Annotated in this window: 6 protein-coding genes; 2 read left to right on the top strand and 4 right to left on the bottom strand. The window is 44.9% G+C overall.

Translation table 11 applies throughout. The features are described from left to right. Positions 1-86: 86 nt before the first annotated feature. The 4 genes from ACO1R6_RS05870 to ACO1R6_RS05855 form a co-directional block, all read right to left on the bottom strand. Positions 87-1,370, bottom strand: a complete 1,284-nt coding sequence (locus tag ACO1R6_RS05870) for a sugar isomerase (RefSeq protein WP_486263011.1) — start codon at positions 1,368-1,370, stop codon at positions 87-89. Between the two features lie 259 nt (positions 1,371-1,629). After that, on the bottom strand, positions 1,630-3,756 hold the full coding sequence (locus ACO1R6_RS05865) for a bifunctional aldolase/short-chain dehydrogenase (protein ID WP_486263009.1): 2,127 nt from the start codon (positions 3,754-3,756) through the stop codon (positions 1,630-1,632). Positions 3,757-3,979: 223 nt separating this feature from the next. Next, positions 3,980-5,050, bottom strand: a complete 1,071-nt coding sequence (rhaT, locus tag ACO1R6_RS05860; protein ID WP_486263007.1) for an L-rhamnose/proton symporter RhaT — start codon at positions 5,048-5,050, stop codon at positions 3,980-3,982. Positions 5,051-5,800: 750 nt separating this feature from the next. Beyond that, positions 5,801-6,829: a LacI family DNA-binding transcriptional regulator gene (locus ACO1R6_RS05855; RefSeq protein ID WP_486263005.1), complete on the bottom strand. Its 1,029-nt coding sequence runs from the start codon at positions 6,827-6,829 to the stop codon at positions 5,801-5,803. A gap of 856 nt (positions 6,830-7,685) precedes the next feature. Between ACO1R6_RS05855 and ACO1R6_RS05850 the strand changes: the two genes are divergently transcribed. Beyond that, positions 7,686-10,955, top strand: a complete 3,270-nt coding sequence (locus ACO1R6_RS05850) for a SusC/RagA family TonB-linked outer membrane protein (RefSeq protein WP_486263003.1) — start codon at positions 7,686-7,688, stop codon at positions 10,953-10,955. A gap of 18 nt (positions 10,956-10,973) precedes the next feature. After that, positions 10,974-12,824: a RagB/SusD family nutrient uptake outer membrane protein gene (locus ACO1R6_RS05845; protein ID WP_486263001.1), complete on the top strand. Its 1,851-nt coding sequence runs from the start codon at positions 10,974-10,976 to the stop codon at positions 12,822-12,824. Positions 12,825-12,831: the final 7 nt, after the last annotated feature.

Below are 12,831 nucleotides of genomic sequence, written 5' to 3'. Positions count from 1 at the left end.
TGTTTATTTTAAATGTACCGGTAAATTTTACTAAATTTTAGTTGACCGTTTTATCTAATACCAACCAACTCAATTTAATTAAATATTTACAAGCCCGTCGAAAAAGTTTTTTCGCCGCGCTGCTTTATCAAGGTTTTGCGCACTTTTTGATCGCGGTAAAAACCAACGGGGTTTACCGCCGCGCCGGCTTGTAAGCGGGCCTGGGCCAATAAAGGGCGCACATCGGTGCGGTAAGCATTTTGCAATATTTCCTGGGCCAGGGTCACATCGTTCTCAGCCTGGGCTTTTTCCAGGGCCGGCCGATCAATAATCAAAGCCTGGGCATAAGCAATTTTAATGGCCTCTACCGATTGCAACAAGTCTTCGAGCGGATCTTTTACATTGTGGCTGGCGTCAATCATCCAGCTTAGTTCCGGATTTTTTACTTCCGCACTGGTCATGCCGTCTACCAATTCGTTAAATATTAAGAATAACTGGTAAGGCCGCATGGCACCTACGGTTAAATCATCGTCGCCGTATTTAGAATCATTGAAGTGAAAGCCGCCTAACTTGCCTTCCATTAAAAACCGCGAAACAATTTGCTCGATGTTGGTATTGGGTAAGTGATGGCCCAAATCTACCAAACCCAAAGCTTTATCGCCGAGCTTTTGACAAAACAGGAGGGAAGAGCCCCAATCGGCCACTACCGTAGAATAAAAATGCGGTTCGTAAGGTTTGTACTCAATAAATACTTTCCAGTCGCTGGGTAGTTGGGCGTATATTTTTTCAAAAGAATCTAACGTGCGGGCAAAAGACCGGCGGAAGTTTTGCTGGCCCGGAAAATCCGTGCCGTCGGATAACCAGATGGTCAAAGATTTAGAGCCTAGTTCTACGCCGTGTTTTATTACCTCTACGTTGTGGGCAATGGCTTGGTCCCGCACGGCCTTATCGGTGTGCGAAAGCGAACCAAATTTGTAAGAATATTCCTGATCGGCCTGGTCCTGGAAGGTATTTGAATTTACGGCATCGAACTTTAACTCAAAAGAGGCCGCCAATTGCTGAATGGCTTTGGGGTTTTCCGGAATATCCCAGGGAATGTGCAAGGAAATGGCCCCACTGGATTGGTTAAGGGCGTGCAGCAAACCTACATCTTCTATTTTTTCTTCGAGGCTGCGGGGCTCACCACCACCGGCAAAACGGCCAAACCGTGTGCCGCCGGTGCCCAAGGCCCAACTGGGAATAGCCACCTGAAAAGCCGCTAACTGGGCCAAAACCGCCTCAACGGCGTGGCCTTCGTCGGTAAGCACATCGGCTAAGGCTTTAAATTTTTTCTGGTGTTTGGTATGTTCCTGTTCATTGTGCTGCTCGAGCAGCGATTTATCTAAAATCATAAAGTCAGGGATTAAATACTGGCGGTGGTATGGGCAAAAGAAGATTGTACAAGTGTTTGCCGGTATCAAACAGATTAACCGGTAAAAGGCTGATTTAACCTAAACAGGTCATAATTATTAAAATTAATATAGTGGTACCGGAGCAGTTTATTTACCGGGTGTGGGGAACCCAATAAAAGTAAAGTTAATAAACCACCCAAATTTTTAACCTATACCTTACCTGCCCGGTTACCAGCTATATTAATCTTATAAAATTATTTTACCGGACAAATGCTGCCGGTACGCCGCCATCTACGTTTATAACGTTGCCTGTGCTTTTGTTTAGCAAGCCACCCACGCACAGGAAAACCGCATTGGCAATATCTTCGGCTAATATTTCTTCGTTTAAAACGGTGCGTTTGGCGTAGTAAGCCGGTAATTCTTCAATGCTAATGCCGTAAGCTTTGGCCCGGCCGGCTGCCCAGCCACTTTCCCAAATTTTGCTGCCGCGAATTACGGCATCTGGGTTTACTACGTTTACCCGTATTTTTTCGGGACCCAGTTCGGCGGCCATTAACCTCGACATGTGTAATTGTGCGGCTTTGGCGGTGCCGTAAGCCACATTGTTGGGCCCGGAAACCAACGCATTTTTACTTACAATATTTACAATATCGCCGCCAGATTGCTGCTTACGCAAAATACCCAGAGCCTCTTTCGAGACCAAAAACTGGCCTTTTACCAAAACATCCTGCAAAATATCATAATCAGCTTCGGTGGTTTCGGCTATTGATTTAGAAATAGATAAACCAGCGCAGTTTACAACAATATCTACCCCGCCAAAGCTTAAATTGGCGGTTTTAAAGGCATTTACAATGGCTTGCGTATCCGTAACATTTAGCGGCGCTATAGCCGCTGTATCACGGCCGAAAGATTTTTTAAATTCATCGTTTACTTCGTTCAGAGCCGCTTCGTTCATGTCGGTAATAACCACGCAGGCACCTTCCTGGGCCAGTTTTTCGGCAATGGCTTTCCCGATACCGCCCGAACCGCCGGTAACAAAAGCAATTTTACGCGACAAAGGTTTTTCTTTGGGCATGCGCTGGAGTTTCGCTTCTTCTAAGAGCCAATATTCAATGTTAAAGGCTTCCTGCTCGGGTAAACCCTGGTATTCCGAGATGGCTTCGGCGCCACGCATAACGTTAATGGCGTTAATATAAAATTCGCTCGATACGCGGGCGGTTTGTTTATCTTTGGCAAACGAAAACATTCCTACCCCCGGGTACAAAATTATAACCGGATTAGGGTCGCGTACGGCCGGGCTGTTACCGTGTTTGCAACGCTCGTAATAGGCGGTATAGTCGGCGCGGTAATCTTCAAACTGCTGCACCAACTGGGCTTTTAACTTTTCGGTATCCGATAGATCTGCTTCCGGGGCCAGATTTAATACCAGCGGCCGAATTTTGGTGCGTAAAAAATGGTCAGGGCAACTGGTACCCATTGGTGCTAGTTTGCCTAAGTCGTGGCTGTTGATGTATTCTAAAACCCGGTCGTCGTCGGTAAAGTGGCCGATCATGCGGTTCTGGCTGGAGCATAAACCGCGCAGCAATGGAATTAAGGTGCTGGCTTTCTCTAAACGCTCGGCTTTGGGTAAGGCATTCATTTTAGAACCGCCAAATACCGGTCCTTTTTTGCCGTAGTTCGCGTTCAGGTATTCTGAGGCCTTTTCAATGGTTTCCAGGGTATTGATGTAGCTTTCGTAAGCCGTATCACCCCAGGTAAACAAACCATGGCTACCTAATATTAAACCATTAATACCCGGATTTTCCTGTACGGTTTTTTCCAGAAGTAAACCCAAATCAAAACCTGGGCGTTGCCACTTTACCCAGGCTATTTTCCCGCCGAAAAGTTCTTTCGTAATTTGCTCTCCGTTTTTAGAGGCTGCAATGGCAATAATAGCATCGGGGTGGAGGTGATCGATGTGTTTAAAAGGTAAAAAAGCGTGCAAAGGTGTATCGATAGAAGGCGCTTTGGAATCGAGATCGTAAATGCAATGGTTAAAGAGCCCTACCATTTCGTCTTCGTTTTCCAGGCCGCGGTAGCGGTTTTTCAGGCTATGCAGCTTTTCGACGTACAGGGCAGCCAAACCGCTTTTCTTTAAAGTTCCCAGGTCGCCGCCCGAACCTTTTACCCACATTACTTCTACCTCCTGGCCGGTAAGCGGGTCTTTTTCCATTACTTTGCAACTGGTATTGCCGCCGGCATAATTGGTTAAGCGTAAATCGGCCCCCAATAAATTAGAACGGTAGATTAATAGTGCTACTTCATCGTGTTCCAAAGAACGGGCTACTTCGTCATCCCAAAGGTAACTTACATATTTATAAGCAATTGTATCAATTGAGTTTTCCATATTAAATGCCTCTTTTTAGTTAGGTATCGTAAATAAATTTAAAATTCTACTTATTAAACAACAAAACTTTCCATCCAAAACAAACTTAAGCAGGTCAAGGAATAATTGCATCCTGTACTATCCTGAATAAATTACCTATTTTAGAAATTAGGGCGCTTTCTTTTGCTTACCTGCCTAAACCAGTATACCAGAATGGTAAGTAAGTATGCTTAAAACCAGCGGTTTAAGCAGCTAAGTAATTGCCGTAACCTACTACCACGGTAGATAAAATAACGGTAGCAATACCCAAAATTATTACCCGCATGGTTTTGGCGCTGGCCCCTTTCCATTCATTAAAATAAATGCCCCAGATATTACTCACAATAATGATAAAAGCCATGTGTAAGGTCCAGCTGGAGAAACCTAAACCATTGGCCGAGAAAAGGCTTTCGCCCATACCGTAAAAAAAGAACTGCAAATACCAGGTAGTACCGGCAATGGCCGAAAACAAATAATTACGGGCCAATGGGGTAGCGCGGTTTAAATAATCGCCGCCGGTTTTATTTTTGATATTTAAATAAATACACCAGATAAGGTTAGTTGTTAACCCCCCCAGTAAAATGACCACCAGCGTCGGGTTGTTTTGCCAGAGCGGATCAATACCTTTAGCAACGGTGGCTTCGGCAATAGGTTTGCCGGTTTCGTAACCAAACGACATAAAAGCGCTGAGTACCCCCGAAAAAATAGCTACCAATAAGCCTTTTGGAAAGTTAAATTCTTTTATATTCTCGGTTTTTTGTTCGGCCGAAAGCTCATTTTCTTTCATGGTGCCGGCTTTGCCGCAAATAGCTATTCCGACGAGGCAAAGCAGTACACCCGCAAAAGTTACCTGGCCGGAAGTGGTACTGAGTAATTCGCTAATGGTTTTGGAATTACCCGACGTACCGAATATTTCGTAAAAGATGGGGGGTATTAAGGTGCCAAACGCCGAGCAAAAACCCAGTACAATGGCCATACCCAACGATAAACCCAAATACCGCATGGTTAAGCCAAACGTTAAGCCGCCAATGCCCCAAAGCAAACCCATCAGGTAGGTGTAAAATAAGGTAGTTGTATCGGTATTAAATAAAGTTTCAAGGTAGCCGGGGGCCGTTAGGGCTGCTCCCAACGGCGGTACAATAAGCCAGGAAAAAATACCACCCACCAACCAGTAACTTTCCCAGGCCCATTTTTTTACTTTACTATAAGGTATATAAAAGCTGCCGGAAGCAAACCCCCCGATAAAATGGTAAAGAAGGCCTAAGATTACTTGCATGAATTTATCTTTTTTAGAATGGTAATATTAACAATTATAGGTAATATTAAAATATATTGATAAAATATTTAAAGGTGTTGTTCAGGAAAGGCTGCGAACAGCTTATATTTAGTAGCTAAATTTCATAAAGCAGCAGCGCTACTAACTAGAGCCACGAAAATAAGAAAACTGTCAAGTCCCGCTATCCTGCGGTATCCTTGCGGTGGGCGTAAAAGGTAAAAAAGTTTTGAACTGCCGGACTTAAAAACACCAATAGGTATTATTTAAAGCTCAGCCACTACTGGTGGTACCACCTACTGATTTGCTACCGGTTTAAAGTAGATTTATATACTGCTTGGGTATTTAGCTAAATATTTAGCAATGTGGAGATTACCTGGTAAAACAATTGCCGGACGAACTAAAAGGATAGTATTTTGGGATTGAACCAGATAAATTCACTGGCATTTAGAACAGAAATAAATTCTGGTTTTAATTTATGTTAAAAGAAGAAAACAACTTTTAATAAACAGGACAGAGCAGGATAGTTGCCTAGATATGCTGTTATGAGCGCCTAATAAGATTATTTTAATTGAAGCTATTTAGCCTTTAATAAATTAAATGAAACCGCCACCCTGGCGGCAAAGATACCAGAGCGTAGTCTGACAGAAGCTTTAATATTGGCGGTAATAACAACACCAGTTCCAATCAGTGCTAGGCTGGTTCTGGTAAGCAGGGTTTCCGTTTGCTTTACTTTCTAAGCCGCCGGTGGTATCAGGATATTCTTAAATCATCCGTAGAAAATAATTCGGTATCCAGCACCAAGTTTTTGAATTCTTTAACCGGTTTGTTGTTTTCTATTAATTCAATTAACATTTCGGTGGCGACACGCCCCATTTCAAAAGCAGGCTGCCGGATATAAGTAAAAGACTGCTGGAGTAAATTTATTACTTCTGAATTAGAAAAGCCGGCCAAACTAATTTGGGTTAATCCTTTCTGTTGCTGAACTTTCAGGGCCGTTAAACAACCAGTACTCAGACGGTCGCTGGCAATAAAAAGCGCATCAGGTTTATCCGGCATATTTAAGAATTTATTTACGGCCTCTTCTACCTCTTCGTAAATCATGCCACCGTGGTGGCAATAATGTACGTAATCTGGGTTAAACGGCAAACCATAATGCTGCAGGGCCGCCTGGTAGCCGGCTAACCGTTCGTGGGTAATAGACAGGTGTGGCGCATTGGCCAGATGGGCTATTTGGGTGTGGCCTTCTTTAATTAAAAATTCGGTGGCTTCAAAAGCGCCTTTGGTGTTGTTGGCGGTAACTTTATGGGTATTAATTTCTTCAATTACCCGATCAAAAAAGACCATGGGTAAGCCTTCTTCGTGCAGGCGGATTAAATGAGAAAAATCTGTTGTTTCAGCTGACATGGAAACCAACAAGCCGTCGACCGACCGGTTAGCCAGGTGTTGCACGTTTATTACCTCCCGGTCGTACGAGTCGTGGCTTTGCGAAATAATAACGTGGTACCCTTTGTTGTAGGCAATAGATTCGATGCCGTTGATAGCCTGGGAGAAAAAGCTATTGGCTACTTCGCACACAATTACACCAATAGAATAGCTTCTTCGTTCCTTTAAACTAAGCGCAATGGGGTTGGGCCGGTAATTAATTTTCTCGGCGTAATCCATTACCAGGCGCTTTGTTTCTTCACTAATTTCGTAACCGCCCCGCAATGCCCTTGACACCGTAGAAGTGGATAATCCTAAGGCCTTGGCAATATCTTTTATAGTGGTCGGTTTATACATCTGGCCTTGCAGGTAATGGTTTATGCTGCATTAAATTGTAAAGATAAGAAAACTGCCGGTTATAACGGGTAAAAATAAGCCTGCCTTGCCAGGTGCACTGGATTTATGCAATCGATCCCGGGATCGATTGCATAAATATTCTTCTTTTACTATGGTTAATTATCCGGCAAATTTTATTACCATTGAATTTAACCAGTTTAATAATTTGTACTTTAATAGTTTAAAGGAACAGGTGAATTTTAGAGGCAGAATAAAGCCGGTAATATTTTCGTTATAACTAAATCAAGAAGGCCAAAATACTAATCAGGCCTTTTAAGTTAATTATAAAGCCAGGCGCAGCTTAAAATTCAGGTTCCAATTCATTGTTTATTCAGATTATTAAAACCATCATCCTTTTTGTTTCCTGAAATGCCCGTACTCGATCACATATCCGCCACCACTAATATAATTATACCCCATGTAATATTATATAACTCTTCGGCTTTCCTTTATATATCGCCACCTTCCGCAGCACCCCGCGTGCCTTAAACTTTTACCGGGTTGTCCAGATTTTAAGAATTTAGAATCTAATAGCCTGCTTGTTTTGCCTTAGCGGTAAATCGGCACTTCAATCCTTCAGGGTTTATGCTAAACCAGGTCTCACAAGCCAGTAGCTAAGAGGCCATGACTAAAAAATAAACCTAAAAGAAGAAGAAAAAGCAGCCGGTAAATTTCTAAAAAGAAGTAAGAGCTGTTTTGAACTTTTGGCGCCGCAATTAAGCTTTTAAATTGACTGATTCTTAGTTTTTATAGAAAGACGCTGTTACTTTTTACACAACATTATTCACTCTATTTCAATCACCCACTTATATTATTTATGCATTCAATTTTATTTATAAAGAAAGAGAAGTGTATCCTGCTGCTGCTCTTACTCTTGGCGGCTGTAAGTCAGGCGCTGGCCCAGGGGCTTAATGTGCAGGGAAAAGTTACCGACGAGAACGGCGGCGGCTTACCAGGCGTTACAGTTATCTTAAAGGGAACCAGTAATGGCACAGCAACCGACCCAGAAGGTAAATTTGCTTTAAGTGTACCCGACGGTAACGGTACGCTGGTTATTACTTTTATTGGTTACACCACCCAGGAGGTAGCCATTAATAACCGTACCACCATAAACGTTTCGTTAAAACCCGATACCAAAGCTTTAGAAGAAGTAGTAGTAATTGGGTATACGGCTGTGCCGCGCAGCGAATTAACCAGTTCGGTGTCATCGGTAGGGGCCAAGCAGATCCAGGATATTCCGGTTAGTACCGCCGCCGAAGCTTTAACCGGTCGTTTGGCCGGGGTGCAGGTAACTACTTCTGAAGGCCAGCCCGGTGCCGAGATTTCTATTCGGGTGCGGGGAGGTACTTCTATTACCCAGGATAATGCGCCTTTGTACATTGTAGATGGTATTCAGGTAGAGAATGCTTTGTCGTTTTTGTCACCGCAGGAAATTGAATCAATCGACGTGTTAAAAGATGCGGCTTCTACGGCTATTTACGGTGCACGGGGTGCCAACGGGGTAGTGGTCATTACCACCAAAGGCGGGCGGGAAATGCCTACCCAGGTAACGTATAATGGTTATGCCGGCGTACGGCGCATTGTAAATAAACTCGACGTAATGAACCCTTATGATTACGTACAGTACCAATACCAGATTTACAACCGCAACACCAACGACGAAACCCGCAATTCTTTCCGCGACCGCTATGGCCGTTACGAAGATTTAGATTTATACCGCGATATGCCGTTTACCGACTGGCAAGACGAAGTATTTGGCCGTGCTGCCGGTAGCCAGACCCATATTTTAGGCATTACCGGTGGTACCAAAACTACTTCTTTTAATTTTAACCTGAACCACGTAAACGAAGACGGCATTATGCTTAATTCTGGTTACGTGCGCACGCTGGCTTCTTTTAAGTTCGATCACCGCATAAACGATCGTTTTAGAGTTGGCCTGAATACCCGTTACAGCCGGCAACGCATTGAGGGAGTAGGTACGTCCAGTACCGGCTCGCAGGGTACCAACCGTTTACGCAACTCTGTGCGGTTCCGGCCGTTTGTGGCTCCCGGTTTAGAAAGCCAGGTAGATGAGTTTGATCCCGAATACGCCAACTTAACCAACCTGACCAGCCCGGTTTTACTGGCTAACCAGGAACTGCGTTATAATTACCGCAACGATGTGCTGGTAAACGGCTGGTTTAGCTACGAACTCCTGAAAGGCCTTACTTTTAAAAGCGTAGTGGGTATTACCAACACCGACCAAAACCAAAATACTTTTAACGGGGTAGTTACCGGTATTGCCCGGCAAAATAATGCCCAGCCGGTGGTCCAAATGACCGGCGGTAACCAGTTTAGTGTTACCAATTCCAATACCCTGAATTACCGCACCAAGTTTCTGGAAAACCATACCATTACGGCCATGATTGGTCAGGAAATCTGGCAGCGCGATTCTAAATCGAATAACGTAACTACCCGTTGGTTACCTACCGATATAACCCCAGACCAGGCTTTTGCCGGAATTCAGAAAGCTACTCCACCCAATGGCTTAATGCAGGAGGCACCCAGTACCGCCGAGTCGGGCCAGCGTTTATCATCGTGGTTTAGTAGTGTAAACTATAGCTTAAAGGATAAATACCGGGCTACGTTTAGCATCCGCCGCGATGCCTCATCGTTGTTTGCCCCCGAAAACCGGGTAGGTTGGTTCCCGTCGGCCGCTTTGGCCTGGCATATTGCCGACGAAAGCTTTATGGCCGGTACCCGCAACTGGTTATCAGATTTAAAACTGCGGGTAAGTATGGGCGCGGTGGGTAATAACCGCATCGACCTGGATCTCTGGAAAACCATGTTTACGGCCTCGGCCAACGATGGCTATGCTTACGGTGAAGCCGTTACCCCGGGTTTTGCTTCTAACAGTTTGGCCAACCGCAATATTAAATGGGAATCTACACTGTCGCGCAACGTAGGTCTCGATTACTCTATTCTGAACAACCGCGTTTCGGGTTCGCTCGATTTTTATTTAAATACCACCAGTAATTTATTGTTGCTGGCCCAAATTCCGCAAACCAGTGGTTATAGCAACCAGCTTCAGAATGTAGGGGAAACCCAAAACAAAGGGGTAGAGCTGCAGTTAAACGGGGTGGTAATCGACCGCAAGGATTTTACCTGGAACGCTAACTTTAACATTGCCCATAACCAGAATAAGGTAATGAGCTTAGGCTTAAATTCTAATGGGCAGCCGCTAAATTCTTACACCCTTGGCTCCGGTTGGATTGGTAACGCCAATACCTTCCAGGATTATATTGTAGAAGTAGGTAAACCGGTTGGTCAGTTCTACGGCTATGTAACCGATGGTTTCTATAAGCTGGATGATTTTAATGCCACTTTTAACGCAGCCAATAACACCTGGACTTACGTTTTAAAAGAAGGTATTCCGAACAGCCGCGAGGTAGCTTTGGGTAATAATGCGCCGCAACCCGGCGATTTAAAACTGAAAAAGCTTTCCGATTCCCAAAACATGATGATTGGACCCGATGACCGGACGGTATTGGGTAATGCGCAGCCAAAGTTTACGGGTGGTTTTAACCAACAGTTTACTTATAAGGGCTTCGACATGAGTTTATTCATGAACTTTTCATTAGGAAACAAAGTGTATAACGCGAATAAAATTGAGTTTACCACCCAATATTTATACCGCGACAACAACATGTTAGATATTATGACCGATCGCTGGAAATGGTACAACGAAGCCGGACAGTTGGTATCTGATCCGGAGCAATTGGCGGCCATGAACCAGAATACCAAATATTGGAGCCCACCGGCCGGTCAGTACTTCCTGCACTCTTTTGCGATTGAAGACGGCTCTTTCCTGCGTCTGAGCAACTTAACCTTGGGCTATACTTTACCCGAAAGCCTGATTAGTCGCACCAAAATATTCTCTAAGTTCCGGGTGTACGGTACGGTTAATAACTTATGGACCATAACCGGTTACTCCGGCTACGACCCAGAAGCCAATACCCGCCGCAGTAACCCGCTTACCCCGGCCGTAGATTATGCCGCATACCCGCGCAGCCGCTATATTTTAGGTGGGGTAAATATTACTTTTTAAGTTAAGAGCTAATTAAAAATGAAAAATAAATATTTTAAAACTTTAATTTTTACCCTGGCCTGCGGTAGTTTATTGCCGCTCTCCTCCTGTAAAGATTACCTCGATGTTGAAAATCCTTCAACTGTTTCGCAGGAAGCAACTTTCAGCAGCCTGAGTTATACCAATTCGGCCGTAACAGCGGTTTACAACCGGTTAATGGGCGACGATGGATACGGTAGCCGTATTTCTACCCTGTATCCCAATGGAGGCGAAGATTTCCGGATTTCCGGCGATTACAACGGGCAGGACCGCCGGGGCATTAGCCACTACGGCGTAGATGTAAATAATTCCGAGATAAAAAACCCTTTTTTGCAGTTGTACAACGGCATTGAGCGGGCTAACATTTGTATCAAATATATTCCGGTTTCGCCGTTGTATACCAGCGGTACCGCTGCCGAGCAAGCCGCTATGCGTAAACTATACGGCGAGGTATTAACCCTGCGGGCGCAGTTTTACTACGAGCTCATTCGCAACTGGGGCGATGTTCCGGCCCAATTTGAGCCATCGGCTGATATCCCGGATTTATACCTGCCTAAAACCGACCGTGATATTATTTACGACCGCTTGCTCGAAGATTTAAAAGTAGCATCTGATTTGGTGCCTTGGCGTACTGAATCCGGCGACCCCAGCACGCGCGTTACCAAAGCGGCTGTAAAAGGCTTACGTGCCCGCATTGCTTTGGCGCGGGGCGGGTATTCCTTGCGACGGGAGTCGCGGCAGATGGAACGCAAACCCGATTACCGCAATTTTTACCAGATTGCCTACGACGAAACCCGGGATATTATTCAGAGTGGGCAATATGGCCTTAATCCGGTTTATGAAAATGTGTTCCGGAGCTTGCACACCGGTAACCGCCAGGACCCGAACAACGAGTTAATCTTTGAAGCCGGTGCCTTTGGTGGTGGCGCCCGTACCGACAGTAAGTTAGGTTATTCTAATGGTTTGCGGATAAATGCGACTTCCAGCTTTGGTCAGGCCAATGGTCAGTTAGAGGCATTGCCGACTTATTTTTATGAGTTTAACCCCAGTGATGTACGCCGCGATGTAACCATTGCATTTTTTGAGGTAGATGCCACCAACAATAAACTCCTGACTACTTCAATCCTGATGCGGGATGGTAAGTTCCGGAAGTATTGGACCGGTATTGCCGGCACTAACCAAACGCTGGGTATTAACTGGCCGCTTTTACGCTACGCCGATGTGTTGTTGATGTTTGCCGAAGCAGATAATGAACTGAATGGCAGCCCGTCGGTCCAGGCTATTTCGGCTTTAGAGCAGGTAAGAAAAAGAGCCTTTGCGGGTAACGAAGATAAAATAGGTACCATACCTACCGCCAAAGAAACATTTTTTAATGCCGTTGTACAAGAACGTTTATTAGAGTTTGGGGGCGAAGGTATCCGGAAATACGATTTAATCCGGTGGAATTTACTGGCTGCTAAAATTCAGGAAACCCGCGATAAACTGCGGGCCTTTAAAGATGGTACCGGCCAGTATGCTACTGTGCCGCGTTACGTTTACTTTAAACCAACGCCTTTGTTAAACAGCCCAACGGTGCCACAGGAAGTAGCCTCTTTTGATTTTTACAGTGCCGATTTCCCGAATGGTAAAGCACCGATTAACAAGGTTATGTTTGAACCCGGATTAAACGCCAGTACGGCCCCCAGCGGTTACACCACCCGCAACTGGCGCGCGGCCGTTACCGAAGATCACATTACCGGGGCAGTACGGGGTTTTGCCAGCCAGTTTCAGCCAAACCGGAAAGAGCTATTCCCGATTCATGCCGATATCCTGAACCAGAACTATAACCTTACCCAGGATTACGGCTATTAACCAGCGG

Source organism: Adhaeribacter sp. (genome assembly GCF_057359045.1).
The sequence above is the reverse complement of the archived record's forward strand: the minus strand, read 5'-3'. Positions and strand labels throughout refer to the sequence as shown.

Bases quoted from the DNA above. Each gene is read 5' to 3' on its own strand.
- ACO1R6_RS05870 (WP_486263011.1), bottom strand. From the start codon at position 1,370: ATGATTTTAGATAAATCGCTGCTCGAGCAGCACAATGAACAGGAACAT.
- ACO1R6_RS05865 (WP_486263009.1), bottom strand. From the start codon at position 3,756: ATGGAAAACTCAATTGATACAATTGCTTATAAATATGTAAGTTACCTT.
- rhaT (WP_486263007.1), bottom strand. From the start codon at position 5,050: ATGCAAGTAATCTTAGGCCTTCTTTACCATTTTATCGGGGGGTTTGCT.
- ACO1R6_RS05855 (WP_486263005.1), bottom strand. From the start codon at position 6,829: ATGTATAAACCGACCACTATAAAAGATATTGCCAAGGCCTTAGGATTA.
- ACO1R6_RS05850 (WP_486263003.1), top strand. From the start codon at position 7,686: ATGCATTCAATTTTATTTATAAAGAAAGAGAAGTGTATCCTGCTGCTG.
- ACO1R6_RS05845 (WP_486263001.1), top strand. From the start codon at position 10,974: ATGAAAAATAAATATTTTAAAACTTTAATTTTTACCCTGGCCTGCGGT.